Below are 25554 nucleotides of genomic sequence, written 5' to 3'. Positions count from 1 at the left end.
ACGTGCCCACGCGAGATTACCTGCCCATAAAGCGCGGACGCCACCGCAGTCCCGTCCCCCCAATAGGGAGAAGGTGGCGGCAGCCGGATGAGGGGCCAGCAAAGCGAGACAATCATGACCGCATCGCCCTTCGACCACCCCTTCCTTTCCGGCCTGCTCGGCGACGGTGAAATCGCCTCCTATTTTTCCGCCGAGGCCGATATCCGCGCCATGCTCTCCTTCGAGGCCGCGCTCGCCAGGGCCGAAGCCGGCCATGGCCTCATCCCCGCCGAAGCAGCAAGGCGCATCACCGAAATCTGCGCCGCCTTCTCGCCCGATCTGGCCAGCCTTCGATCGGCAACGGCAAGGGACGGTGTCGTCATCCCCGAACTCATCAAGCAGCTGCGCACCGCTGTCGGCGAGGAGGCAGCCAAGAGTCTCCATCTCGGCGCCACCAGCCAGGATGTCATCGATACCAGCCTGATGGTCCGCCTGAAGGCCGTCGTCTTCCTGTTTGCCGGCCGGCTTTCCGCCATCCTCAAGAGGCTCGATGCGCTCGACGGCCAGTTCGGCCAAAACGGGCTGATGGGCCGTACCCGCATGCAGGCGGCGATCCCCATCACCGTCACCGATCGCCTCGAAGCCTGGCGCACGCCGCTTGCGACCTATCGCGACCGCCTGACCGAGCAGAGTTTTCCCGTCCAGTTCGGCGGTGCGGCCGGCACGCTTGATAAGCTCGGGTCGCAGGCCGCAGCCGTTCGCGCCTCGCTCGCCCAGGAGCTCGGCCTTACCGACGCAACGCAATGGCAGAGCGGGCGTCTGCCGATCGCCGATATCGCCGGCCTGTTCGCGTCGATATCGGGCAGCCTCGGTAAGATAGGCCAGGATATCGCGCTGCTCGCCCAGGCCGGCGGCGAAATCGAAATTGCCGGCGGCGGCACCTCGTCGGCGATGGCGCACAAGCAGAACCCGGTTTCCGCCGAAGTCCTGATCTCGCTCGCCCGCTTCAATGCCACTGTTCTCTCGGGCATCCACCAGTCCCTCGTCCACGAGCAGGAACGCTCAGGCGCTGCCTGGACGCTCGAATGGCTGCTGCTGCCGCAAATGACCATGGCAACCGCCGCCTCGTTGCGTCTCGCCGCGGACCTCATGGGAAATATCAACAGGCTTGGAACTGCCTGACGCCGCGCTGGCGTGCCACGATCTTGACAAAGGCATGCAGTGGATCTGGGCCTGAGGAGGCAGCAATTGTTTTTTCAATCGCGCGCAACCATCTAATAGGCATGACTTGCGGAAAACGCCCCGCCCCAGCAGCCCGTTTACCGAAAACCAACCAAACCGGCTTGCTTTCCGAAGCGAAAGCCGATTGCTTAGGAAAATCTACTTCTTCTTCCGCTAGCGGTTAGGAGAATGAAAGGGGGCGCAGGCAAACCCGTGGAATTCTACTGCTTCGCATCGGGATAAACAATGACTACGATGGCGACGCGGGAAGGCCGGTTTGAAGAACGATGACGACAGAACTGTTTCAGGTAAAATTTTGGGGCGTCCGTGGCAGTATTCCAGTGTCGGGCCCCGAGTTCGATCGCTACGGCGGTAACACTTCCTGCATCGAAATTCGCTGCGGAAAACATCGGATGATCTTCGACGCGGGCTCCGGCCTGCGCGAGGCGGGGCTTTCGTTGCTCGCCGACGGCGTCAGCGACGTGGACCTGTTCTTCAGCCACTGCCACTATGACCACATCATCGGCCTGCCCTTCTTCAAGGCGATCTATTACCCCTCGATCAACGTCAACATCTGGTCCGGCCACCTCGACGGCAAGATGAGCACGCGGGAAATGGTCGATCAGTTCATCAGCCCGCCCTGGTTTCCCGTCAAGACCGACATCTGTCAGGCGACGATGAACTTCCGCGACTTCCATCCCGGTCAGGTTCTGACCCCCCACGAAGGCATCGCGATCAAGACCTTCATGCTGAACCATCCGGGCGGCGCCATCGGCTACCGCGTCGAATGGCAGGGCCGTTCGATCGCTCTCGTCTATGACATCGAACATATTCCGGGCGCTTATGATCCGGTCTCACTGGAGATGATGCAGGACGCCGATCTCGTCGTCTACGACTGCACCTACAATGAAGACGAGATGCAGCGTTTCAAGGGCTTCGGCCATTCGACCTGGCAGCACGGCACCGAGCTTGCGAAGATGGCGGGCGCCAAGCGCTTCGCGCTCTTCCACCACGCCCCCTCGCGCACCGACGAACAGCTGGCTGAGATGGAAGCGCAGGCGCAGGCCGCCTTCCCCGAATCCTTTGCCGCCCGCGACAATCAGACCGTGGTGATCTAGCAACCCGCGAAACCTCAGCTTGCTGACGGAACAGATGTTGGATCAGGCCGTTTCCCGGCAGGTAAACCATTACGCGGGGACCAGCTATGACCGTGTTTTCCGGAAAGTGCCTTTGCGGGCAGGTGCAGATCTCTGTTCGGGGCGAACCTTTGCGCGTCGGGATCTGTCATTGCACCGACTGCAGGAAAGAAAGCGGTTCGGCCTTTACCTTTTACGGGATCTGGCCAGCCGGCCAATTCGAACATTCTGGGGAAACCGCCGAGTTCCGAGGTCGCCATTTCTGCACCGGCTGTGGTTCGCGGCTGTTTTCCGCCGATGACGAAGAGGCGGAAATCAAGCTCGGTATCCTGTCCGATGCCCCGACGCCCCTCGTGCCGCGCTACGAACTCTGGATCAAGCGCCGCGAGCCCTGGCTGCGGCCGGTAGAGGGCGCCGAGCAGCATGAGGAGGACCGAAAGTGAGCGGCGGCGGCGGAAGCTTCCCGATGTCCGCTCTCGTCCGGCATCGCTCGATCACGGTCGCAGGCATCGAGACTTTTTACCGCGAGGCCGGTCGGCCGGATGCTCCGGTCTTGCTGCTGCCGCACGGTTACCCCTGCTCGTCCTATGAATTTCGCAATCTCATGCCGCGCCTTGCCGACCGCTGGCGCCTGATTGCACCGGATTTCCCTGGCGCGGGCTATAGTGGCACGCCTGACGATTTCGACTACAGTTTCGATGGTTATGCCGCCTGGCTGCGGGCTTTTATCGACGCGGTCAATATCGACCGCTTCGTCCTCTACCTGCACGATTTCGGGTCGCCTATCGGCGCGCGGCTGGCAATCAAAGAGCCTCGGCGCATCGTGGCGCTCATCATCCAGAATGGCGACATCCCCTATGAGGATGCCCTCGGACCCAAGTATGCCGATATCGAGGCGACGTGGACGCTTCCACTATCGGAGATGAGGACGGCGCTGGCGGAAGCGGTCAGCGAGGACACCTTCAGGGATGAATTCCTCAACGATCTGCCGCCGGCTCTGGCCGGTACCATCCCGCCCGATCTCTGGACGCTGCATTGGTCGCTGACCACGCCGCGGCGCAAGGAAATCGCCATCGACCTGATCGCCGGATTGAAGGAGAACCGGGCCTGGTTTCCGGAACACCGGAAATACCTGCGGGAATACCAGCCTGCGACCTTGATCGTCTGGGGTCCCAACGACCACTACATGCCGGAAAAATCGGCGCGAGCCTATCTGCGCGATCTGCCGGATGCCGAACTGCATCTGCTGGGCGGCGGCCACTGGCTGCTCGAGACGCATCTCGATGACGTCGTCGCACTCATGCGAGACTTCCTCGGGCGCGTTCACGCCGCCTGATCTTGTTTTTACGCATGTCGTTATCGCAAAACCGCGGCACACTATTGCGCGACATGCTCAAGCAGCTCCGACGCCGATGACCAGCGGACGGCCGGATGCCGGCCCGTCACTGCAAACAAGGCCGACAGGAAGTCCCATGCGGCCGCATCGTGCACCAGATGGTGAGTGAGCACGCCGACAGGTTCCTCGCTGCCGGCAAACCGATCGCGGAGCTCCGCTACCAGGTCGGCCACCAATTCCGCCTCGCCCCGTCCGCCGCGCGTGCCGTGCCAGTCGATGATGTCGACATGGGTGTTGAGCAGCGGCACCGGGCCATCCTGCCTTGCCCGCCCATAAACCGAAAGGGCGGTAAATCCGAGGCCCGGCAGCGCCGGGATAAGACTAGCGTCGATCCGGTTCCAAGGCGGCACCAGCATCGGCAGGAAGCGGGCCGGATGCAACAGCTGCAACAGCCGGAAGCCTTCCCGCAACTCGCCGAGCACGACATCCGCCGGGCGTTCGCCGCCGAGTTCCTGCTTCTTTTTTTCCGGCCCCACATGGTTCGTATGAGACCAGCCATGCACCGCAACCGTTATGGCTGTTTCCTCCCCTAGGCGCGCGGCCAAGGCCTCGCCGGTCAGGGCGGGAATAACCGCGAGCGTCAGCGGAACGTTGCTTTCGCCCGCGAGCGCCGTCAGTGTCTCCAGTGCCGGCGTCGGTTCGACGGCATCGTCATCCCGCAGCCAGAACCGCGCCACGCGGCCGGCCGCCTGCCAGCGGTCAAGCTCGCGCCGCAAAGGCTCCCAGGCCATCTTGTCGGTCATCCCGTCGCTCCCATTCCCAGATTGTCCTGCAAAATTCCGTTCAACACTCGCGCCGCGTTGGGAAGCGAACGCTCCCTGAGCACGAAGCGCCGTGCCGCCTGCCCCATGGCGTCGCGCCTTTGCCTGTCGTCAAGCAGGGCGGCCACGGCGCCGGCATAGGCCACGACATCACCGTCCGGTGTCAGCAGGCCGGTCACGCCAGCCTCGACCACCGCGGGCACGCCCGCCGTTTCTTGCGCGACGATAGGCAGGCCGGCGGCCTGGGCTTCCAGATAGGCAAGGCCATAGGCCTCGCCGCAGCCGGGCCAGACATAGAGGCCGCCGTGTCCGAGCAACTCGGCGATCTCGACGGCATTCCGCTCGCCCAGCCATTCGACGCGGCCGGGAAGATCGGCAAACAGCGCCTGCACCTCGTGGCGCATCGGACCATCGCCGATGACGGCAAGCGTCCAGGGCCGGTCTTCGATCAGCCGCAATGCTTTTGCGAGCATCGCATAACTGTCTATCTTGTCGCCGGCCCGCATCATCGCGACCGTCATCAGCCGGCGCCGATCGGGCTCCGGCGAAATCGTTTCAAACAGCGTCGTATCGATGAAGGGTTTCAGACGAGCAAGGCGCGCCTGCGGAAAGGCGGAGGCAAGTCCTGCCTGGTCACGCTCGGTGAAGCTGATATTGACCGCCGCCTGCATGATCGCCGCGCCCACGCGCTTCTGCGACGCGGCCCAGCCGCTCGCGTTGCGTTTTGCCGCATAGGAGGCTTCGGCGGTGACATAGGGAATGGCGAATTCGGCAGAGAGGACAGGCCCGAAGGGATCGGGCGATTTGTAATAGGGGTGGTAGCAGAACCAGAGATCCGGCCGCGGCGCGGATTTCCATGCCAACCGCAGCCGCTCCAGTTCGGTGTGGACGGCGGGTTCGAGCTCCGCTGCGGCTTCCGGTGTCGAGGCATAGGCGCGGAATTCGGAAGCGACCTCGACCTCGTGTCCGGCAAGTTCCAGCGCCCGGATCAACAGCCGTGCCATCAGCCGGTCGCCTGACGGCACCGGATGGTTCGGCGATTTCATCGGCGCGTAGAAAGCCACCCGCATTGACACCTCACATAAGACAGACTGTTTACAACCGGCACTCGTGCTATCACGAAAAATTCCGCTATTGTCCCCTTCATTAAAACTTGCGCATAAGCATATGGAATGTGATCGCGATCGAAGCAATTCCGCCTCTTTCTCAATCTCTATGGGCCTGCGGTTACATCGACAAGAACGGGAATGAATGACGACGGTCTCGGCCACAGGGATTTTTTCGGAGCGTGCGATCAGAAGGGCGAGGCTCGGTTCCGGCCTCGTCATTTTCATCTTCGTCCTGCTGCATTTGTCAAACCATGCGATCGGCCTGATTTCGGTCTCCGCCGCCGATAAAGCCGCCCATCTTTTCCTGATGATCTGGCGCAATCCTCTGGGGACGACCATCTTCTATTCGGCGGTCCTCATCCATATCGCGCTGGTGCTGCGCGCCATCTATGTCAGACGCAGCCTCGTGATGCCGAAGGGGGAAATGGCGCAGATCGTGCTCGGCTTGATGATCCCGCTGCTGCTCCTCGATCATGTCATCGGCACGCGTATCGCCCACGAGTTCTACGGCTACATCGATGACTATGAGGCGGTCGTCAGCATGCTCTGGATCAGGAATCCGGCGAACGGATTGCGGCAGGGCTTCGCTGTCGTCGCCGTCTGGATCCATGGCTGCATCGGCATCCATTTCTGGTTGCGCTATCGGCCCTGGTATCCGGATTTTGCGCCCCTTCTGCTGGCGCTTGCGATCCTCGTGCCGGTGCTTTCGTTGCTCGGCTTCGTCGAAATGGGCCGAACGCTCGCCGACCCATCCTACCAACAGGCAATGACGATCAGCGCCTACAAGGAGGGCGTCAACACCCGTTACATCTCAAATCCGGAAGTTCACCGTCAGGTCGCCATGATCCGTGCCGGGCTCTACGGCGCCTTCTCGGCCTCGCTTCTGATCGTCGTCGTCGCCCGCGCCCGGCGCAAGCTGAAGGAGCGGCTTGACCAGGTCGCCGTGAATTATCCGGGCGGCGAGGTGATCCGTGTGCCGCGCGGCTTCTCGGTGCTGGAAGCAAGCCGGCTCGGCGGCTTGCCGCATTATGCCGTCTGCGGCGGCAAGGGGCAGTGCTCCACCTGCCGGGTGCAGATCCTTGGCGATTACGAAAACCTTCCGGCCCCCGACAAGATGGAACAGACGACATTGAGGCGCATCAATGCCGGCCCGGATGTCCGGCTCGCCTGCCAGCTTCGTCCGAACCACAACGTCGCGGTTGCGCCGCTTCTCGTGCCGGCGACCGAGGCCGCTCTTCCCGCCAACAGTCAGGAAACGAGCCCCGGCCGCGAGCGCGAGATCGCCGTACTCTTCGTCGATATCCGCCATTTCACCACGCTGACGGAAACCCGCCTGCCCTTCGACGTCGTCTTCCTGCTGAACCGCTATTTCGCCATAATCGGCAAGGCAGTGGAGCAGGCGGGCGGACGGCTGGACAAGTTCATCGGCGACGGCGCCATGGCGCTGTTCGGCCTCAACACCGCGCCGGAGGAAGCCTGCCGCCAGGCGCTCAACGCAGCAGCAGCGATCGTCGCCGAGATCGAGAAACTCGCCGCAGAGCTCGCCGACGAACTGGCGCTGCCGCTGCGCATCGCCATCGGCATTCACACCGGCCCGGCCGTCGTCGGCACGATGGGATATGGGCGGGTGCGCAGCATGACGGCGATCGGCGATACCGTGAATGTGGCGAGCCGGCTCGAGACCGCCGCCAAGGAATTCGAAGCGGCAATCGTCATCTCCGAGCCGGTGGCGAACCTTTCGGGTGCTGATCTCGCCGGCATCGAAAGCCGTGAAATCAGCGTGCGCGGCCGGGCCTTGCCCTTGAAAGTCTACGTCATTCCGAGAGAGAAAGCGGCAGAACCGCTCGAAGGAAAAGACTGATGCCCGGCAAGCCCTGGCTGACCGCCAAATATTGGAGCCGTCGCCTGCGCAAGGCGCGCAATGCCGCCGCTTCGCGCTTCTTCGACACCCGCTTCGGCCGTCGCCTGCTGATCGAGAATATCGGCCCGCGCGTCGTCTCGATGACGGTCGACGCCGGCGACCATCGGATGACCTTCTCGCCCGCCGACTATATCGGCCGCAAGGTCTTCCGGAAGGGCCATTTCGAGCGCGAGGCCGTCGACCGGCTCATCGTCATCTTGCGCGAGCGCGGCCTGCTCAGAAAGGATGCGACGCTGCTGGAGATCGGCGGCAACATCGGCACCCAGACCGTCTATTTCGCGTTGAGCGATACTTACAGCAAGATCGTCAGCATCGAGCCCGACCCGCGCAATTTCCCGCTGCTTGCCCTCAACATTCGCCAGAACCGGCTGGAGGAGAAGGTCCGGCTCGTCAATTGCGCCGCCGGCGAGAGCGAAGGCGAGATCGACTTTTTTCTCAACCTCAACAATCACGGCAAGAGCAGCGCCATCCGCCAGAGCCCGACGGACAAGAAGATCAGCGTGCCGGTAAAGCCGGTTTCCGAGATCCTTGCCGGCCTTTCGATCGACCCGGCCGCGATCGGCCTCGTCTGGATGGATATCGAGGGTTACGAGCCGGTCGCCTGCCGGTCGATGCAACCTCTGCTTGCCCGCCGCGTTCCGCTCTACATGGAGTTCACGCCGCTCTTCTACGGCCCGGAAGGAACGAAAGCCTTCGTATCAATGCTGTCGGGATTCTACGAGGATTGCCTCGTCCTCTTCGAGGACCGTGAGGAGGAGATGAAGGTGCGGGATCTGCCGGGCGAGTTCGATCAGTACAACGTGCTGTTCTTGCCGTAGGCTTCCTTCCGGAAAACTGATCGTTGGCGCCTACCGTGCGGCCCCCTCATCCGACCCTGCGGGCCACCTTCTCCCCGTTGGGGAGAAGGGATAGCAAGTCGTTCCGACACTGCCAAACGAACCCGCCTGCTCAATCGCACTCCGTCCAATGGGGCGATGACGAAGCGGCATTCTCCCGTTCATTGCCCTTTGCTCCCGCTGTTGCGGATGGTCATGCTCTAGGCAAAGACCTCTGCGCTTCGTTCCGGACGCAGCGGATCCGTCCCGAACTTGTTCGGACCTTCCGTGCCCGGAAGCACGGAAATAACAATGATCGCCGGGACTGTGACCAGAGCGGCATAGGGAACAAAGCTCAGGACAACCAGCGCAAGATACCACCAACCGGAAATGTTGCGGTCATGGAACCGGCGCACCTGCAGGGATATCACCGACAAAAGGATTGCAAGCGTAAACAACAACCAGGCGACCACGGCAAATGAAGCCGGTGACGCGGCGCCCAAGCCCCCACTGAAAAGGATGGCGAGGATACCCGCCAGAATTGCAATAGGGAACAGCGCCAACACATAAAACAGCACGAACCACCAATATTCCGACCGAGAAGCCCTGCCGGAAAAGGTTGCGTATTTCTGCTTCAGAACAGTCCGAACAGCTTCAGTAAAACCCATTGAAATGCCCCCATTTCTGCTTGGTGCAAGCACGGTGATCCACTGTCTCACCATCGTCTTGCTTGATAGTCATTCAGATGAAAACAGCTACAATTCAAACGTAGAAATTGCACTAAGTGGGTTGCATCCGCTCCTTATTTTAAAAGCAATGATTAACGCGTTGAGATTTTCACCGCGAGGATTACGAGGTGGACGAAGGTCCTTGATCTGCTGGGGGAAATTCCACCCTGCGTGCTGTTTCTGCCTTACGCGACCGACTGCATGACCAGCGATTGATGGCAGTGCACGCCGGCGAGCACGCCTGAGGCGGAGGCGAGGGTGGCGTTGTGCATGGCGCTTGCCGCATCGCCGGCGGCAAAGACACCCTTGACGGTGGTTTCCTTGTTATCGGCGATCCGGATGATCGGCCCAAACGGGCCGTCGTCGAAGGCGCAGTCGAGCTGTTCGGCAACAGGGCTCGCCATCGTCGTTTTCGGCGCGACGAACAGGGCGTCCAGCGGCACGACGCGGCCATCGGCGAGGCGAACCGCCTCAAGCTTCGGATTGTCGCCCAACAATTCCACGATAGGGCTGCGTTCGATCCGGACACCCCGGGCAGTCAGCCGCACCAGTTGCTCTTCGTCGGGTTCAAAGAGCGCCTGGGTGAAAAAGGTCGTTGCTCCCCAGTCGGGAATCATCATGGCCGAATGGGCCGAATGCGGATGGTTTGCGAGAACGCCGAGCTTGCCGCCGCTGACCTCATAACCGTGGCAATAGGGGCAGTGCAGCGCGGAGCGGCCCCACCGATCCCGCAGTCCGGAGATCTCGGGCAGCGTGTCGCTGACGCCGGTTGCGAGCACGATGCGCGCAGCTCGTTCTTCGCCGCTGTCTTCGGTGCCGACGATGAATGCGTCACCATCCCTCTGTGCCCGGACGACTTTCCCGTCGCGGATGGTGATGGTCGCATAGAGTGAAAGCTGCCGTTTTCCCTCCCGCATGATCGCTGCCGGCGTCTGGCCGTCCTGGCCGAGGAAACCATGCGATGCTTCAGAAAACCGGTTGCGCGGCGCGCCGGCGTCGACGAGCAGCACGCGCCGCCGCGCCCTGGCAAGCTGCATGGCTGCCGACAGGCCGGCAAAATTTCCGCCGATGACGATGACTTCGTAGGACATGAAACTCTCCTTTGGCTCTACCGATCATGGATCATCATAAGTTACATGAAGAGGCGCGGTCAAGTATCACGTCACTTGTCTTGTTACGATTGATTTGTCATAATGCCCCGTCCGACCGACAGGAAGAAAACCATGCGCAATGACAGCCGCCTTTCACGCATGCTGCACGTGCTGATCCACATGGATAGGCACCAGCACTCGGCGACCTCCGAAATGATTGCCAAAATGCTGAACACCAATCCGGTGGTCGTGCGCCGCACTATGGCCGGCCTTCGCGAACAGGGCTACGTCCGCTCCGAAAAGGGCCATGGCGGCGGCTGGACGCTGGTGCGTCCCTTATCGGAAATCACCCTGCTCGACGTCTACCGCGCCATCGGTGAGCCGCATCTCTTCGCCATCGGCCCAGCCGACGATCAGCCGCAATGCCTGGTGGAACAGGCCGTGAATATCGCCCTCGGCGACGCGATGAAGGAAGCCCAGTCCCTGCTCCTGCAGCGGCTGGGCAGCGTGACGCTGGACGAAATCGCTACCGACTTCGAGGCAAAACTCACTGCGCGCCAGGCCGCAGGCTATTCCTGCGCTTCATGAGCGGAGATCATGTCCTGCGATAGAGAAAATACCGCCCTTCCTTGATCCCCTCCGGCAGCGGCAGCGCCACCAGCTCGGGATGCTCCAGCGGCAGGCCGCTGACGGCGATGCCGTTTTGGGCGAGCACGCCGGCCATCAGTTGCGGCAGCCAGGTCAGCGTCACGGCGTCGATCTCGTCGTGGCCGGTGCCGATATCGGCATGGGCAAGGGCTGCGCCGATGCCGACAAAGGCCTGGCCGGATTCGCGGATGTTGCCGGTCACCATGTCTTCGGCCTCCGGTGTCGAGGCCGAATAGGAGCGCACCTCCCAATCGAAGGCGACGATGCGCCGGCCGGGGAAGTTTTCGCGCAGGTGATCATAGGTGCGGCCGTTGCCGAGGCCGAACTCCAGCACCGGGCCTTCGATTTCCCCGACCAGATCGACGATCGAGTTCAGAATGTCGCGTTGAGCCGTCAACCGGCGAATGAAGCTGTCGAGGCGGCTCATCTAATCCGTATCCGTCATGAAAATCGTGTGGGCGTGCTAACACATGAAACCGCGCCAAGTCGATTGCCGTATATGGGAAATGGCGTTGCAGTGGCAACATGGGTCTGTGCTAAGCTCGATGATATGAAAACAGTGACCGATGAAGATTTCTTTGCCGAAGTGCCGCTCTTCAGCGAATTCGAGGGCGTGACCGACGCCGCCAACTACCGGCCGCTGCCGGACGGATGGGTGCTGGCGCTGGCCGACATCGTCGGCTCGACGCAGGCGATCGCCAGCGGCCGTTACAAGGACGTCAACATGGCGGGCGCCAGCGTCATTTCGGCGGTCTTGAATGGCGTCGGCAAGGGCGATTATCCCTTCGTCTTCGGCGGCGACGGCGCGCTGATCGCGCTGCCCGGTTCGCTGGAGAAGGCGGCGCGCGATGCACTTGCCGCCGTGCAGGTCTGGGTTGAGGAAGATCTGAACCTGATGCTGCGCATCGCCATTGTGCCGGTCGCCGACACTCGCGCCGAGGGCCTCGACGTCCGCGTCGCGCGTTACGCCGCAAGTCCTTACGTGACCTACGCGATGTTCTGGGGCGGCGGCACCAGCTGGGCCGAAAGACAGATGAAGCTCGGCCGTTACGGCGTTGAGCGGGCAGCTGCGGGAACGCGCCCGGATCTCACCGGCCTCTCCTGTCGCTGGAGCCCGATCGACGCACGCAACGGTGAGATCGTCTCGATCATCGCGATTCCCGGCGAAGGCCGGCCGGGCGAAGAATTCCGCGATCTCGTCAACGGCATCGTCGCCATTACCACCGAGCAGAACCGGGACAGCCATCCGGTGCCGGCGGATGGCCCCAACCTTGCCTTCTCGCTGCACGGCATCAATCGCGAAGCCAAGGCCACCGCGCCGGCAGGCCGGCGACTGCGGCAGAAACTCATCATCTTCCTGCAGCTCGCGATCACGGTCGTGTTCTACAGGCTCGGAATTCCGCTCGGCAGATTCGACGCCCGCCGCTACAAACGCGACGTCGCCGGCAATTCCGATTTCCGCAAGTTCGACGACGGGCTGAAGATGACGGTCGACGTCGATGCCGAACATCTGAAACGGATCGAGACGCTGCTGGACGGGGCACGCGCCAAGGGCATTGCCCGCTACGGTCTGCATCGGCAGACGTCGGCGCTGATGACCTGCTTCGTGCCGACGCCGATTTCACGCGACCATGTGCATTTCATCGACGGGGCGGCGGGCGGTTATGCCGTGGCCGCAAGCCAGATGACCGGCAAGTCTTTTTCAAGCATTTCCGTCACGCCTTGATCACATGACCGGCCGAGAGGCCGAGCCGGTTGAAGACGTTGCGCGTGTCGACGATCAGCGCCGCGCTTTTCGACAGCGCCGCATAATCCACTTGGTCGTGGTCGGTCGCGACCAGCACCGCATCGTAGCCGGCGATGGCATCAGGCGTCAGCGCCACCGATCTGCGGCCCTTCAGCGCCTGGTATTCGCGCGTTGGCGGGATCTCGGCGACGAAGGGATCGTGGTAATCCGCCCGTCCGCCGCGCTCCTCGATGATCTCGATCAGCCGCAGCGACGGGCTCTCTCTTATATCGGCGACGTTCTTCTTGTAGGCGAGCCCGAGCACCAGCACCCGGCTGCGGCTCAGCGCCTTGCCGGCGCGGATGTCGAGCGCTTCAGCAAGCTTGCCGACGACATAACGCGGCATTGCCGAATTGATCTCGCCGGCCAGCTCGATGAAGCGGGTCGGCAGCTCGTATTCGCGCGATTTCCAGGTGAGATAGAAGGGGTCGATCGGGATGCAATGGCCGCCAAGGCCGGGGCCGGGATAGAAGGGCATATAGCCGAAGGGCTTGGTCTTGGCCGCGTCGATCACTTCCCAGACGTCGATGCCCATGGCCGCATAGACGGTCTTCAGCTCGTTGACGAGGGCGATGTTGACCGACCGGAAGATGTTCTCGGTGAGCTTCACGGCCTCGGCCGTCGCATTCGAGGAGACCGGAACGACGGTCGACACCGCCGCACCGTAGAAGGCCTTCATCAGCGCCAGCGCCTCGGCCCCGTCGCCGGCGACGACCTTCGGGATGGTGGCGGTATGATAATGCTGATTGCCGGGATCCTCGCGCTCCGGCGAGAAGCCGACGAAGAAGTCCGAGCCGGATTTCAGGCCGTCCCTTTCGAGAATGACCTTCACCACGTCATCGGTCGTGCCGGGATAGGTGGTCGATTCCAGCACGACGAGCTGACCGGGGCGCAGATGCGCGGCGATCGAGCGAGACGTCGCCTCGACGAAGGAGAGGTCGGGATCGCGATGCTTCGTCAGCGGCGTCGGCACGCAGATGATGATGACGTCGCAATCGACAAGGCCAGCGAAATCGGTCGTCGCCTTGAATCGGTCCGCATCGATCTCGGCGGACAGCGCCTCGTCGCTCACCGCGTCGATATAGGAGCGGCGGGCATCGAGCGCCACCATCTTGCCGGGATCGATGTCGAAGCCGGTGACGGCAAAGCCGCTGCGCGCCACCGCGATCGCCAGCGGCAGGCCGACATAACCGAGCCCGATAATGCCGGCGCGGGCGGTACGGGTTTCGATCTTCTGCAAAAGCATATCGAAGGGGGAGATGGCCAAGGCGGGATCTTTCAAACGGGAAATTCAAGACGCTGATCTAATGCATGATCAGGGCAAATTAAACCCGGACGTGGATCTTCCTATTATCGCTGGCGATGCTGCTGTCCGTTTTGCCCCCATGGCTACCTCCCTCACCCCGCTGCCGTTACTCACCGTCGGAGCAGGGTGTGGCCGAAATGACTCGCCCAGCCCCTTCGCTGCAACTTGAGCGCACAAAAAATTCCAGATCCCATTGTTTCGCATTTGCAGCATCCCTATTTTGACTTTTGATAATGAACCACCTGGAAAGGACTACCCGTCCGATCCCCGGCATGGGGAGCTGAGGGGCGCTGCTGCCGCGCTTCGGCAGATCGTTGACACAATAATACCGCTCGTACATCCTGATTTCCCTGTGACCTGCGCATGAAAATGTGCCGGCCGAGGGACTTTTGGCTCTTGGGGATGGCGTGCTTTATGAGGATCATACCGAGAATGAGCACGATCGAATCCAGCGTGTCCTCCATCTTGTTGGACCGGGTCGCTGAATGGCTGACGAACTCATCGCTGGCCGGAGACGAGCTTGAAAACATCGTGCGCGGTTTCTGCGAAAGGCTCACCGCTGCGGGCCTGCCGCTTGCGCGCGTGCATCTTTCCTTCTCGATGCTGCATCCGCTCTACGATGCGCTGAGCTTCACCTGGCGGCGCGCCAGCGGCGTGACCATCGAGGGCTTCCGCATGCCCGCCGGGCAAAAGCCGGACCGCTTCCTGCAGAGCCCTTATTATTACCTGCTAGACAACAATCTGCAGCACATCCGCCGCCGGCTGATGCAGGATGGGCCGAACGAATTTCCCATTTTCGAGGACCTGCGCAAGGACCTCATCACCGATTACCTGGCCTTCGTGCAGCCCTTCGGCGACGGCTCGGTGCAGGGCATGATGGGCTCCTGGTCGACGGACCATAATACCGGCTTTTCCGACGACATGATCGATGCGCTGCTCAGGATGCAGAACCATCTGGCGGTTGCCGCCAAGATGGCGGTGCTCGGCAAGCTCGCCAACAACATGCTGACCACCTATCTCGGCGGCGACGCCGGCAAACGGGTGCTGAACGGCCAGATCCGTCGCGGCGACGGTGAGACGATCCGCGCAGCCCTCGTCATGGGCGACATGCGCGAATCCACCATGTACGCCGAAAAGGAAGGCCGGCAGGCCTATATCGACACGCTGAACCAGTTCTTCGATGCCATAGCCGCCCCCTTCAACCGCAATGGCGGCGAAATCCTGAGCTTCCTTGGCGACGGCTTCCTCGCCGTCTATCCCTGCGGGCGCCACAAGGACCCATCGAAAATTGCCTGCGAAGCAGCCCTTTCGGCCGTCCATCAGGCGCAGGCGCGGGTCGCCGAACTCAACCGGGACCGCGAACAGAAAGGCCTGACCAGAGTCGGCTACGGCATCGGCCTGCATGTCGGCAACGTCATGTTCGGCAATGTTGGCCTCAAGGACCGCCTGACCTTCTCCGCCTTCGGCTCGGCGGTCAACGAGGTTCAGCGTTTGCAGATCCTGACCAAGAAATACGGCCGCGAGGTCGTCGCCAGCCAGGCGTTCGCCGGTTATTGCGGCGGCGAATGGACGACGCTTGGCGAAGAGAAGCTGCGCGGCATCCGCCAGAAAGTGACGGTGCTGCAGCCGCGCGCGCCCGCCCCTGAAATCAATGTCGACGAAAGCTTCCGCGAGGCCGTGCAGAACGGACTTTCCGAGGCCGAGCAGGTCATTCTCCTGCATCGCGACGCCAAGAAACAGGTCAAGCGCACCAGCATGGAGAAATTCATCCAGTAAAACGCCAAGACCCCGCCATGAATCTGCTTGTTTCGCCTCAGGGAACTTTGGCGGGACGCGGCAGTTTTCCTGTGATTGTCATCTGCTAGACACCCCGTTTGCGGTACGATAGTGTGCCTTAACGGGAACACAGAAGACTGGGGAATTTCATTGGTATGGCGTCTGCGGCCGATTTGTTGCGTATTGAAAATCTCGACGTCTCCTTCTCGGTTTTCGGCGACCGACTCCGTGTCGTAAAGGAAGCCAATCTTCGCATCCTTCCGGGCAAGGTCACCGCTCTCGTCGGTGAATCCGGCTCCGGTAAATCGGTGATCAGCCAGTCGATCATGGGCATCCTGCCCAATCCGGCGAAGGCCTCCGGCCGTATCCTGTTCACCGATCCGCTCGACGGCAGCACGACCGATATCCTTTCCTTTCCACGCGACAGCGAGGAAATGCGCGATCTGCGCGGCCGGCGCATGGCGACGATCTTCCAGGAGCCGATGACCTCGCTCTCGCCGCTGCATACGATCGGCAACCAGATCAGCGAGGTGCTGCTGATCCATACCGAGGTCGACAAGCAGGAAGCGCGCGAGAAGACCGAGGAGATGCTCGGCCTGGTCGGTTTTACCAATCCGCATCGCACCTACGACATGTATCCGTTCGAACTGTCCGGCGGCATGCGCCAGCGCGCGATGATCGCCATGGCGCTGATCTGCAAGCCGGCGCTCTTGATCGCCGACGAGCCGACGACGGCGCTCGACGTGACGATCCAGGCGCAGATCCTCGAATTGCTGCGCGAGCTGCAGGCCAAGCTCGGCATGGCGATGCTGCTCATCACCCATGATCTCGGCATCGTCGCCAACATGGCCGACGAGGTGGTCGTCATCTATCATGGCGAGATCATGGAGGCCGGGCCGGTCGAGGATATCTTCCGCAATCCGCAGCATCCCTATCTCAAGGGCCTGATGGCCGCCGTTCCGCATTTCGATATGAAACCCGGCGAGCGGCTGAAAGCGCTGCGCGATGTGACGGTCAATCTCGAAGCCCTCGTCGGCAAGAAGAAGCCGCTCCAGGCAGAGGCGCCGGGCATCCTGCTTTCCGTCGCCAACCTCTCGAAAACCTACAAGACACGCAAGCGCAGTTTCTTCGGCAAGCACGAAGCCACCGTCTTGCGCGCCGTCGACGACGTCAGCTTCGACATTCGCCGCGGCGAATGTCTGGGCCTCGTCGGGGAATCCGGCTGCGGCAAGACGACGCTTAGCAAGATCCTGATGCGCGCCATCACGCCGGACGGCGGCGCGGTGGTGTTCAACGACGGCAAGGAGGTCGTCGACGTCCTCTCCGTCAAGGGCGCCGAACTGCAGGACATGCGCACCAAGATCCAGATGGTGTTCCAGGATCCGGTCTCCTCGCTCTCGCCGCGCATGACGGTGCGCAACATCTTGAGCGAACCCCTCGAGATCCACGACCGCGGCGACAGCGCCGAGCGCAAGCGCAAGGTCGAAGGGCTGATGGCGGCCATCGGCCTCGACAAGCGTTATCTCAGCCGTTATCCGCACAGTTTCTCGGGCGGCCAGCGCCAGCGCATCGGTATCGCGCGCGCTCTCGCGCTCGGCCCGAAGCTCGTCATCCTCGACGAGCCGGTCTCGGCCCTCGACGTCTCCGTGCAAGCGCAGATCCTCAACCTGTTGAAGGATTTGCAGAAGGAGCTGGGGCTGACCTATCTCTTCATCTCGCACAATCTCGCCGTCGTCGATTACATGGCCGACCGCATTGCGGTGATGTGCAAGGGTCGCATCGTCGAGATCGCGCCGCGCGAGATCATCCTGCGCGATCCGGTGCACCCCTATACGAAATCGCTGCTCGCCGCCGTCCCCTTCCCCGATCTCGACCGGCCGCTCGATTTCAAGGCGCTCCGGGAAAACGGCGCCGCCGACAAGCAGAACTGGGGCAAGACCTTCACCGCCGAGCATGACGACGCTTCCGAACTTGCCTATGCCGATCTCGGCGACGGCCATCTGGTGCGCGCCCGCAAGGGCGCCGATGCCAAGGAGTTGCGCTGATGGTAACGCGTCGCACGTTTCTCGGCGGCCTCGTCGGTGCGGCGATCGCGCCCGCGGTGCTTCGGGCCGAACAGGCCGGCGAGCCGGAATTCCTGAAGGAGCGGCTCGCAGCCGGCAGCCTGCCGCCGATGGCAGAGCGCATTCCTGCCCGCCCGCGCATCGTCAATCTGAAGGAGATGGGGCTTCAACCCGGCAGCTACGGCGGCACGGTGCGCACCATCATCGGCAGCCAGCGCGACATCCGCTTCATGACGATCTACGGCTATGCCCGCCTCGTCGGCTACGACAAGCACCTGCAGTTCCAGCCGGACATCCTCGCCGCCTTCCAGTCCGAGGAGGACACAGTCTTCACCTTCACGCTGCGCGAAGGCCATAAATGGTCCGACGGCCAGCCGTTCACGGCCGACGATTTCCGCTACTGGTGGGAAGACGTCATCCTGAACGACAAGCTGACCCCGGGCGGCGGCGCTCTGGAGCTTCGCCCGCACGGCAGCCTGCCGCGCTTCGAGGTGCTCGATCCGCTGACCGTGCGCTACACCTGGGAAAAACCCAACCCGATGTTCCTGCCGACGCTGGCAGGGCCGCTGCCGCTCGTCATCTGCGGCCCCGGTCATTATCTCAAGCAATTCCACAAGAAATTCCAGCCGGACCAGGCGAAGCTGGACGAGCTGATGAAGACCTATCGCGTCAAGAAATGGCAGGATCTGCACATCAAGATGGCGCGCTCCTACCGTCCGGAAAATCCGAACCTGCCGACGCTCGATCCCTGGCGCAATACGACGGCGCTGCCGGCCGAGCAGTTCGTCTTCGAGCGCAACCCGTTCTTCCACCGCGTCGACGAGACCGGCAGGCAGCTTCCCTATCTCGACCGTTTCATCCTCAACGTCTCCTCCTCGTCGATCATCGCCGCCAAGGCCGGAGCCGGCGAAGCCGACCTGCAGGCGACCGGCATCGATTTCAACGACTACACCTTCCTGAAGGAGGCCGAGAAGCGCTTCCCGGTGAAGGTCGATCTGTGGAAGCTGGCGCGCGGCTCGCGCATCACGCTGTTGCCGAACCTCAACTGCGCCGACGAGGTGTGGCGCGGTCTCTTCCGTGACGTGCGCCTGCGCCGGGCGCTGTCGCTGGCGATCAACCGGCACGAGATCAACATGGTCGCCTTCTACGGTCTCGGTACCCCGAGCGCCGATACCGTCCTGCCCGACAGCCCGCTCTTCAAGCAGGAATATGCCGATGCCTATGTGAAATTCGATGCCGACGAGGCCAACCGCCTGCTCGACGAACTCGGCCTGAGCAAGCGTGGCGACGACGGCATCCGGCTGCTGCCGGACGGGCGGCGCGCCGAGATCACCGTCGAGACCGCCGGCGAAAGCAATCTCGACACCGACGTGCTGGAACTGGTGCACGACCACTGGGCCAATATCGGCCTGGCGCTCTATACCCGCACCTCGCAGCGCGACGTCTTCCGTAACCGCGCCATGAGCGGCTCGATCATGATGTCGATCTGGTACGGCCTCGACAATGGCGTGCCGACGGCCGACATGTCGCCCGCGGGACTTGCGCCGACGCTCGACGATCAGCTGCAATGGCCGCTCTGGGGCATGCATTACCTCTCGGCCGGCCAGGAGGGCGTCGCACCCGACCTGCCGGAGGCAGCCGAACTGGTCGACCTGCTCAGCCAATGGGGGGCGGCGCCGAAATTCGAGGAGCGTCAGGTGATCTGGCACAAGATGCTGTCGCTCTATACGCAGCAGGTGTTCTCGATCGGCCTCATCAACAGCACGCCGCAGCCGATCCTTCGTGCCGCCAAGCTGCAGAACCTGCCGGCGAGAGCGCTCTACGGCTTCGATCCCACCTCCTATCTCGGCGTCTACATGCCGGATGCATTCTGGTACAAGGAGGCCTGAGGCGTGCTCAGATACATTCTCTGGCGCATCGCCGCCATGGTGCCGACGCTCTTCGTCATTTCGGCGCTGGTTTTCACCATCATCGAGCTGCCGCCCGGCGACTTCTTCGAGAGCCAGATCGCCGAGCTGCGCGCTTCCGGCGAGACCGCCAATCTCCAGGAAATCGAGGAGATGCGCCAGCAATACGGTTTCGACAAGCCGGAAATCGTGCGCTATTTCTACTGGGTCGGCGGCATGCTGCACGGCGATTTCGGCTACTCCTTCGAATACCAGCTGCCGGTCTCCGACGTGGTCGGCGAGCGGCTCTGGCTGACGATCCTCGTCTCCTTCACGACGATCCTGCTCACCTGGCTGATCGCCTTTCCGATCGGCATCTATTCGGCCACGCATCAGTACAGCTGGGGCGATTACGGGCTGACCTTCCTCGGCCTGATGGGCATCGCCATTCCGAATTTCATGCTGGCGCTGATCCTGATGTATTTCGCCAATATCTGGTTCGGCGTCTCGATCGGCCATCTGATGGACCAGCAATATATCTCGGCGCCGATGAGCTGGGAGAAGGCACGATCGATCCTCTCTCACCTCTGGATCCCGGTCATCATCGTCGGCACGGCGGGAACGGCCGGCATGATCCGGCGGCTGCGCGCCAACCTGCTTGACGAGATGCAGAAGCAGTATGTCGTCACCGCCCGCGCCAAGGGCCTGCCGCCGCTCAAAGCGCTGGTCAAATATCCGCTGCGCATGGCGCTCAACTTTTTCGTCGCCGATATCGGCTCGATCCTGCCGTCGATCATCTCCGGCGCCGAAATCGTCGCCATCGTGCTGTCGCTGGAGACGACCGGGCCGATGCTCATCAAGGCGCTGCAGAGCCAGGACATGTATCTCGCCGGCTCCTTCCTGATGTTCCTGGCCTTCCTCAACGTCATCGGCGTGCTGATCTCCGACATCGCGCTCGGCTTCCTCGATCCCCGCATCCGTCTGCAAGGCAGGAGCACCAAATAATGTCGCCCCTTCCCGCACCCGGCGCACCGCTGCCGCACTACGTCTCGACCGCGCCCTTCGATCCGCACGCGACCGAAACTATGACGGCGGCGCAATCGCGCATCCATCTCGCCTCGCAGAAAAAGCTGATGTGGTGGAAGTTCAAGCAGCACAGGCTGGCCTTGATTTCCGGCATCTTTCTCGCCGTCATCTACCTGATGATCCTGATCGTCGAGTTCCTGGCGCCCTACGGCCTGCACACGCGCAACGTCGATTTCATCCATGCGCCGCCGCAGACCATCCACTTCTTCGACAAGGGCAGCTTCGTCGGGCCCTTCGTCTATGGCCGCAGCATGACGCTCGATATCGACACGCTGCATCGCGTCTATGCCGACAGGCCGAACGACGTGCAGCCGATCCGTTTCTTCTGCCGCGGCGATGGCTACAAGTTCTGGGGCGTCGTCGCCTCCGACTATCACCTCGTCTGCCCGGCGATCGGTGGCCAGATGTTCCTGCTCGGCACCGACCGGCTCGGCCGCGATGTGCTCTCGCGCATCCTCTACGGAGCGCGGATATCGCTGACGATCGGCCTGATCGGCATTTCGATCAGCTTCGTGCTCGGCATCGTCATCGGCGGGCTTGCCGGTTATAGGGGCGGCGTTTTCGATCTCATCGTCCAGCGCCTGATCGAAGTGCTGCAGTCGCTGCCAAGCCTGCCGCTGTGGATGGCGCTAGCCGCCATCATGCCGGTGACGTGGAGCCCGATCGTCATCTATTTCGGCATCACGGTGATCCTCGGCATCATCGACTGGACCGGGCTAGCGCGCGCCGTGCGCTCCAAACTGCTGGCGCTGCGCGAAGAGGATTACGTGCAGGCCGCACAGCTGATGGGCGCCAGCACGCCGCGCATCATCGGCCGGCATCTGGTGCCGGGTTTCATGTCGCATCTCATCGCCTCGGCGACAATTTCGATCCCCGGCATGATCCTCGGCGAAACCGCGCTCTCCTTCCTCGGCCTCGGCCTTCGTCCGCCGATCACCAGCTGGGGCATTTTGCTCACCGAAGCAAAAAGCGTCAGCGTCATCGCCTTTTATCCTTGGCTGCTCTATCCGATCATTCCTGTTGTTCTTGTCATTTTGGCGTTCAACTTTCTGGGAGACGGCTTGCGTGATGCGGCAGATCCCTACAAATAGCAGAAAGCTCGGCGGCGCCTCACGGCGCCGCCCCCGCCTTGCGGCCTCCGGACGGTGGGGGTGCTAAGTATGTTGCTCACCCCAGAAGGGATGCCCATGTCCAGACGTCTCGAAGATGCGCGCATCCTCATGTACAGCCACGACACATTCGGTCTCGGCCATCTGCGCCGCTGTCGCGCCATTGCCCATGCTCTGGTCGAGGATTATCGCGGGCTCAACATTCTGATCATTTCGGGTGCCACGATCGCCGGCGCCTTCGACTACCGCGCCCGCGTCGACTTCGTGAAGATCCCGAGCGTCATCAAGCTGCGCAACGGCGAATATACGTCGCTCGCCAGCCATATCGACCTGCACGAGACGCTGAAGATGCGCGAATCGAGCATCCGCCACACCGCCGAGACTTTCCAGCCCGATATCTTCATCGTCGACAAGGAGCCGATGGGGCTGAAGGGCGAGGTCGAGGATACGCTCGCCTATCTCAAGGCCCGCGGCACCGTCCTGGTGCTCGGCCTGCGCGAGATCATGGATGCGCCGCATCTGCTCGAGGCCGAGTGGAAGAAGAACAGCATCATGCAGAAGATCGACCAATATTACGACAGCGTCTGGGTCTATGGCCCGCCTGACTTTTACGATCCGCTGATCGGCCTCGACGTGCCGGCGAGCCTGCGCCGGAAGATGGATTTCGTCGGCTTCCTGCAGCGCAGCGTCTCCAAGGGCAAGACCTCGATCAATGCCCGCAAGGATAATTACCTCCTCGTCACCACAGGCGGCGGCGGCGACGGCTCCGATCTCGTCCACGACGTCATGAACGCCTACGAGGCCGATCCGACGCTGACGCAGAAGGCGCTCGTCGTGCTCGGGCCCTATATGCCGGCGGCCGAGCGCGCCAAGCTGGTGCAGAAGGGGGAAGCCATCCCCTATATCGAGGTGATCGAGTTCGACAATCACATGGAAGAGCTGATCGACGGCGCCACCGGTGTCGTCGCCATGGGCGGGTACAACACCTATTGCGAGATCCTCTCCTTCGACAAGCCAGCGCTCATCGTGCCGCGCGTCAAGCCGCGCGAGGAACAGCTCCTGCGCGCCAAGCGCGCCAGTGAACTCGGCCTCGTCGACATGCTGCTGCCGGACCAGTCGGTCGACCCGATCATCATGGCCGAGGCGCTGAAGCGCCTGCCCTCCCGCCAGCCGCCTTCGAAGAGCGGCGGCAATATGCGTCTCGAAGGGCTGGACCACATCTCGCAGACCGTCGCCCGCTGGATCGACGGCCGCGGCAGCCATCTTTCCCTCGTCGGCGCGGAATAGGGCACAGCCTTGCCACCACGCCGCAAGATCCTCGTCGTACTGAAAGGCTATCCCCGCCTTTCGGAAACCTTCATCGCCCAGGAGTTGCTCGGCCTCGAAAAGGCCGGCTTCGACCTCACGCTGATTTCCATGCGCCGGCCGACCGACAGGAAGCGTCATCCCGTGCATGACGAGATCAGGGCGCGCGTCGTCTATCTGCCGGAATATCTGCACGAGGAGCCGATCCGCGTGCTGAAGGGCCTGATCGCCGGCTTCTCCAAACCCGGCTTCAAGGCGCTGATCAAACGCTTCCTCGCCGATCTCAAGCGCGACATCTCCCGCAACCGCTTCCGCCGTCTCGGCCAGGCGCTGGTGCTGGGACGCGAATGGCCGGATGGCGGCGAATGGCTGCATGCGCATTTCATCCACACGCCGGCCTCGGTGACGGAATATGCGAGCATCCTGACGGGTACGCCCTGGACCTGTTCGGCGCACGCCAAGGACATCTGGACGTCGCCGGACTGGGAACTGCACGAAAAACTCGGCAGCGCCCGCTGGGCGGTCACCTGCACCAGGACGGGCTACGAACACATGCGGGAATTGACCGACCGAAAGGATGCGGTGCATCTGAGTTATCACGGTCTCGATCTTGCCCGCTTCGGCCATTTTGCCGGCGAACGGTCGGACCGCACCGGCAGCGATCCCGACGATCCGGCCTTCATCCTCAGCGTCGGCCGCGCCGTCGAGAAGAAGGGTTATGACGTACTGCTGCAGGCCCTGGCCCTGCTGCCCGCTGACCTGCACTGGCGCATGGACCATATCGGCGGCGGCGAGGAGCTCGCAAAACTGAAAGTCCTGGCCACCGAACTCGGCATCTCCGGTCGCATCGTCTGGAAAGGCGCCTTGGCGCAGGAAGAGGTGCTCGACCATTACCGCCGCGCCGACCTCTTCGCGCTGGCCTGCCGCATCGCCGCCAACGGCGACCGCGACGGCCTGCCGAACGTGCTTGTGGAAGCCTCGAGCCAGCGGCTCGTCTGCCTCTCGACCGACGTATCCGGCGTGCCGGAGCTTTTGAAGGACGGTGAAAACGGCCTCGTCGTGCCGCCCGAGGATCCGGCGAAGCTCGCCGAAGCGCTGGAAGCGGCGATCCGCGACCCGGCGCTGCGCAAGCGGCTCGGCGATGCGGCCGAACGCCAGGTGCGTCAGCATTTCGACTATCACTGCAGCATCAGACAGCTCACCGGCCTGTTCGAGGCCGAATGGCAGAAGGCCTCATGACGGCACCACGCATCTTCTTCTACGTCCAGCACCTGCTCGGCATCGGCCACATCGCCCGCGCCAGCCGTATCGCCAATGCGCTGGTCAAGGACGGCTTCGACGTGACCGTCGTGACCGGCGGCCTGCCGGTGCCGGGTTTTCCCGCCGAGGGCATCAAGACCGTCGCCTTGCCGGCGGTCGTCGCCAGCAATGCTGGCTTCTCCGGCCTCGCCGATGCCGATGGCCGGCCGGCCGGCGAGGAGTTCCTCAATGCCCGCCGCGAGCGGCTGCTCGAGGCCTTTCATGCCGCAAGGCCCGATGTCGTGATCATCGAAGCCTTCCCCTTCGGCCGGCGGCAGATGCGCTTCGAACTGCTGCCGCTGCTTGCCGCGATCGAAAAGGCCGAACCCCGGCCGAAACTTGTAAGCTCGGTGCGCGACATCCTGCAGGAAAACCGCAAGGCCGGCCGCGACGCCGAGACCGTCGCACTGGTCAAAGAGCATTTCGATGCCGTGCTCGTCCATGGCGATCCCGGCTTCGTCAGGCTTGAGGACACCTTCCCGCTGACACCCGAGATCGCCGACAGGCTGCGTTACACCGGCCTCGTCGCACCTCCGCCGGCGCCGGAACCGATCGAGACCTTCGACATCATCGCATCGGCGGGCGGCGGCGCGGTCGGCGCCGAACTGATCGGCGCGGCAAAACAGGCGGCAGCGATGCTGCCCGATGATCTTCGCTGGCTGCTGATATCAGGCCCGAACCTGCCGGAGGCCGATTTCGCCGCGCTGTCGCGGGACGCGCCCGCGAATGTGACGCTGGTGCGCTTCCGCAGGGATTTTCCCTCGCTGCTGCGCGGCGCGAAGGTGTCGATCTCGCAAGCGGGCTACAACACGGTCGGCGATCTCCTGCGCACCCAATGCCGGGCGATCCTCATCCCCTTCGTCGCCGACGGCGAGACCGAACAGACGGTGCGCGCCGAACGGCTGCAGGCGCTTGATCTTGCCGATATCCTGCCGGAAAAGGGACTGACGTCGGGCCATCTGAAGGAGGCTGTCGAAAAGGCGCTTGCAGCGCCGCGACGGCGGTCGGTATTGCTCGATCTCGCCGGGGCGGAGAAGACGGCCGGCATCATTCGCTCACTGATTGCCGAATCGCTCGCCTAATCCAAAATTCCTGTGATATAAGCAAAGTTCCGGCGAGAATCGGCGTTTCTG

Annotated in this window: 22 protein-coding genes; 16 read left to right on the top strand and 6 right to left on the bottom strand. The window is 62.6% G+C overall.

Going from position 1 to position 25554, the window contains the following annotated elements; all coding sequences use genetic code 11:
• Positions 1-114: 114 nt before the first annotated feature.
• The 4 genes from ACMUVN_RS11085 (at position 115) to ACMUVN_RS11070 (ending at position 3672) form a co-directional block, all read left to right on the top strand.
• Positions 115-1161 carry a 3-carboxy-cis,cis-muconate cycloisomerase gene (locus ACMUVN_RS11085; protein ID WP_183844772.1) on the top strand — a complete coding sequence of 349 codons (1047 nt, stop codon included), beginning with the start codon at positions 115-117 and terminating at the stop codon, positions 1159-1161.
• A 326-nt stretch (positions 1162-1487) separates the two neighbouring features.
• A complete protein-coding gene (locus ACMUVN_RS11080) occupies positions 1488-2318 on the top strand; it encodes an MBL fold metallo-hydrolase (protein WP_028756262.1) in 831 nt (276 codons plus the stop codon).
• An 86-nt stretch (positions 2319-2404) separates the two neighbouring features.
• The gene (locus ACMUVN_RS11075) at positions 2405-2779 is read left to right on the top strand and encodes a GFA family protein (RefSeq protein WP_168332386.1); all 375 of its coding nucleotides are present in this window, start codon (positions 2405-2407) and stop codon (positions 2777-2779) included.
• 23 nt (positions 2780-2802) lie between these two features.
• Positions 2803-3672: an alpha/beta fold hydrolase gene (locus tag ACMUVN_RS11070; protein WP_168332385.1), complete on the top strand. Its 870-nt coding sequence runs from the start codon at positions 2803-2805 to the stop codon at positions 3670-3672.
• A gap of 41 nt (positions 3673-3713) precedes the next feature.
• On the opposite strand, the gene ACMUVN_RS11065 is transcribed toward ACMUVN_RS11070, so the two are convergent.
• Both ACMUVN_RS11065 and ACMUVN_RS11060 read right to left on the bottom strand, forming a co-directional pair.
• The gene (locus tag ACMUVN_RS11065; protein ID WP_183844771.1) at positions 3714-4475 is read right to left on the bottom strand and encodes a polysaccharide deacetylase family protein; all 762 of its coding nucleotides are present in this window, start codon (positions 4473-4475) and stop codon (positions 3714-3716) included.
• Positions 4472-5563, bottom strand: a complete 1092-nt coding sequence (locus tag ACMUVN_RS11060) for a glycosyltransferase family 4 protein (RefSeq protein WP_168332383.1) — start codon at positions 5561-5563, stop codon at positions 4472-4474. The genes ACMUVN_RS11065 and ACMUVN_RS11060 overlap by 4 nt, the downstream gene beginning before the upstream one ends.
• A 181-nt stretch (positions 5564-5744) precedes the next feature.
• Here ACMUVN_RS11060 and ACMUVN_RS11055 point away from each other — a divergent pair, with 181 nt between their 5' ends.
• Positions 5745-7463 (top strand): adenylate/guanylate cyclase domain-containing protein, encoded by a 1719-nt coding sequence (locus tag ACMUVN_RS11055; RefSeq protein ID WP_063475966.1) that lies wholly within the window; start codon positions 5745-5747, stop codon positions 7461-7463.
• On the top strand, positions 7463-8341 hold the full coding sequence (locus ACMUVN_RS11050) for an FkbM family methyltransferase (protein WP_168332382.1): 879 nt from the start codon (positions 7463-7465) through the stop codon (positions 8339-8341). Before ACMUVN_RS11055 ends, ACMUVN_RS11050 begins: the two co-directional genes overlap by 1 nt.
• A 218-nt stretch (positions 8342-8559) precedes the next feature.
• On the opposite strand, the gene ACMUVN_RS11045 is transcribed toward ACMUVN_RS11050, so the two are convergent.
• Positions 8560-9006 (bottom strand): DUF805 domain-containing protein, encoded by a 447-nt coding sequence (locus ACMUVN_RS11045; protein WP_168332381.1) that lies wholly within the window; start codon positions 9004-9006, stop codon positions 8560-8562.
• Between the two features lie 245 nt (positions 9007-9251).
• Positions 9252-10157: an NAD(P)/FAD-dependent oxidoreductase gene (locus ACMUVN_RS11040; protein WP_168332380.1), complete on the bottom strand. Its 906-nt coding sequence runs from the start codon at positions 10155-10157 to the stop codon at positions 9252-9254.
• 132 nt (positions 10158-10289) lie between these two features.
• On the opposite strand from ACMUVN_RS11040, the gene ACMUVN_RS11035 reads away from it, so the two are divergent.
• A complete protein-coding gene (locus ACMUVN_RS11035; protein WP_183844770.1) occupies positions 10290-10745 on the top strand; it encodes an Rrf2 family transcriptional regulator in 456 nt (151 codons plus the stop codon).
• Positions 10746-10752: 7 nt separating this feature from the next.
• On the opposite strand, the gene ACMUVN_RS11030 is transcribed toward ACMUVN_RS11035, so the two are convergent.
• A complete protein-coding gene (locus ACMUVN_RS11030; protein WP_028755871.1) occupies positions 10753-11232 on the bottom strand; it encodes a class I SAM-dependent methyltransferase in 480 nt (159 codons plus the stop codon).
• Positions 11233-11304: 72 nt separating this feature from the next.
• Between ACMUVN_RS11030 and ACMUVN_RS11025 the strand changes: the two genes are divergently transcribed.
• A complete protein-coding gene (locus tag ACMUVN_RS11025) occupies positions 11305-12531 on the top strand; it encodes a DUF3095 domain-containing protein (protein ID WP_183844769.1) in 1227 nt (408 codons plus the stop codon).
• On the opposite strand, the gene ACMUVN_RS11020 is transcribed toward ACMUVN_RS11025, so the two are convergent.
• Positions 12521-13858 carry a nucleotide sugar dehydrogenase gene (locus ACMUVN_RS11020; RefSeq protein WP_168332378.1) on the bottom strand — a complete coding sequence of 446 codons (1338 nt, stop codon included), beginning with the start codon at positions 13856-13858 and terminating at the stop codon, positions 12521-12523. The two genes, ACMUVN_RS11025 and ACMUVN_RS11020, sit on opposite strands and share 11 nt — an antisense overlap.
• 471 nt (positions 13859-14329) lie before the next feature.
• On the opposite strand from ACMUVN_RS11020, the gene ACMUVN_RS11015 reads away from it, so the two are divergent.
• The 8 genes from ACMUVN_RS11015 (at position 14330) to ACMUVN_RS10980 (ending at position 25503) form a co-directional block, all read left to right on the top strand.
• Entirely contained in the window at positions 14330-15673 is a 1344-nt protein-coding gene (locus ACMUVN_RS11015) for an adenylate/guanylate cyclase domain-containing protein (RefSeq protein ID WP_183844768.1), read from the top strand.
• Between the two features lie 155 nt (positions 15674-15828).
• A complete protein-coding gene (locus tag ACMUVN_RS11010) occupies positions 15829-17718 on the top strand; it encodes an ABC transporter ATP-binding protein (protein ID WP_047612666.1) in 1890 nt (629 codons plus the stop codon).
• Positions 17718-19625 (top strand): ABC transporter substrate-binding protein, encoded by a 1908-nt coding sequence (locus tag ACMUVN_RS11005; protein ID WP_028755866.1) that lies wholly within the window; start codon positions 17718-17720, stop codon positions 19623-19625. The genes ACMUVN_RS11010 and ACMUVN_RS11005 overlap by 1 nt, the downstream gene beginning before the upstream one ends.
• A gap of 3 nt (positions 19626-19628) precedes the next feature.
• The gene (locus ACMUVN_RS11000; RefSeq protein WP_028755865.1) at positions 19629-20627 is read left to right on the top strand and encodes an ABC transporter permease; all 999 of its coding nucleotides are present in this window, start codon (positions 19629-19631) and stop codon (positions 20625-20627) included.
• The gene (locus ACMUVN_RS10995; protein ID WP_028755864.1) at positions 20627-21799 is read left to right on the top strand and encodes an ABC transporter permease; all 1173 of its coding nucleotides are present in this window, start codon (positions 20627-20629) and stop codon (positions 21797-21799) included. The genes ACMUVN_RS11000 and ACMUVN_RS10995 overlap by 1 nt, the downstream gene beginning before the upstream one ends.
• A 96-nt stretch (positions 21800-21895) precedes the next feature.
• Complete coding sequence (locus ACMUVN_RS10990) at positions 21896-23104, top strand: glycosyltransferase family protein (protein ID WP_028755863.1); 1209 nt, start codon at positions 21896-21898, stop codon at positions 23102-23104.
• A 9-nt stretch (positions 23105-23113) separates the two neighbouring features.
• Positions 23114-24361: a glycosyltransferase gene (locus ACMUVN_RS10985; protein ID WP_047612654.1), complete on the top strand. Its 1248-nt coding sequence runs from the start codon at positions 23114-23116 to the stop codon at positions 24359-24361.
• Positions 24358-25503 (top strand): glycosyltransferase family protein, encoded by a 1146-nt coding sequence (locus ACMUVN_RS10980; protein ID WP_047613441.1) that lies wholly within the window; start codon positions 24358-24360, stop codon positions 25501-25503. The genes ACMUVN_RS10985 and ACMUVN_RS10980 overlap by 4 nt, the downstream gene beginning before the upstream one ends.
• Positions 25504-25554: the final 51 nt, after the last annotated feature.

It is taken from the genome of Rhizobium sp. IY2, assembly GCF_047532935.1.
Lineage (GTDB): Bacteria > Pseudomonadota > Alphaproteobacteria > Rhizobiales > Rhizobiaceae > Rhizobium > Rhizobium anhuiense.
The sequence above is the reverse complement of the archived record's forward strand: the minus strand, read 5'-3'. Positions and strand labels throughout refer to the sequence as shown.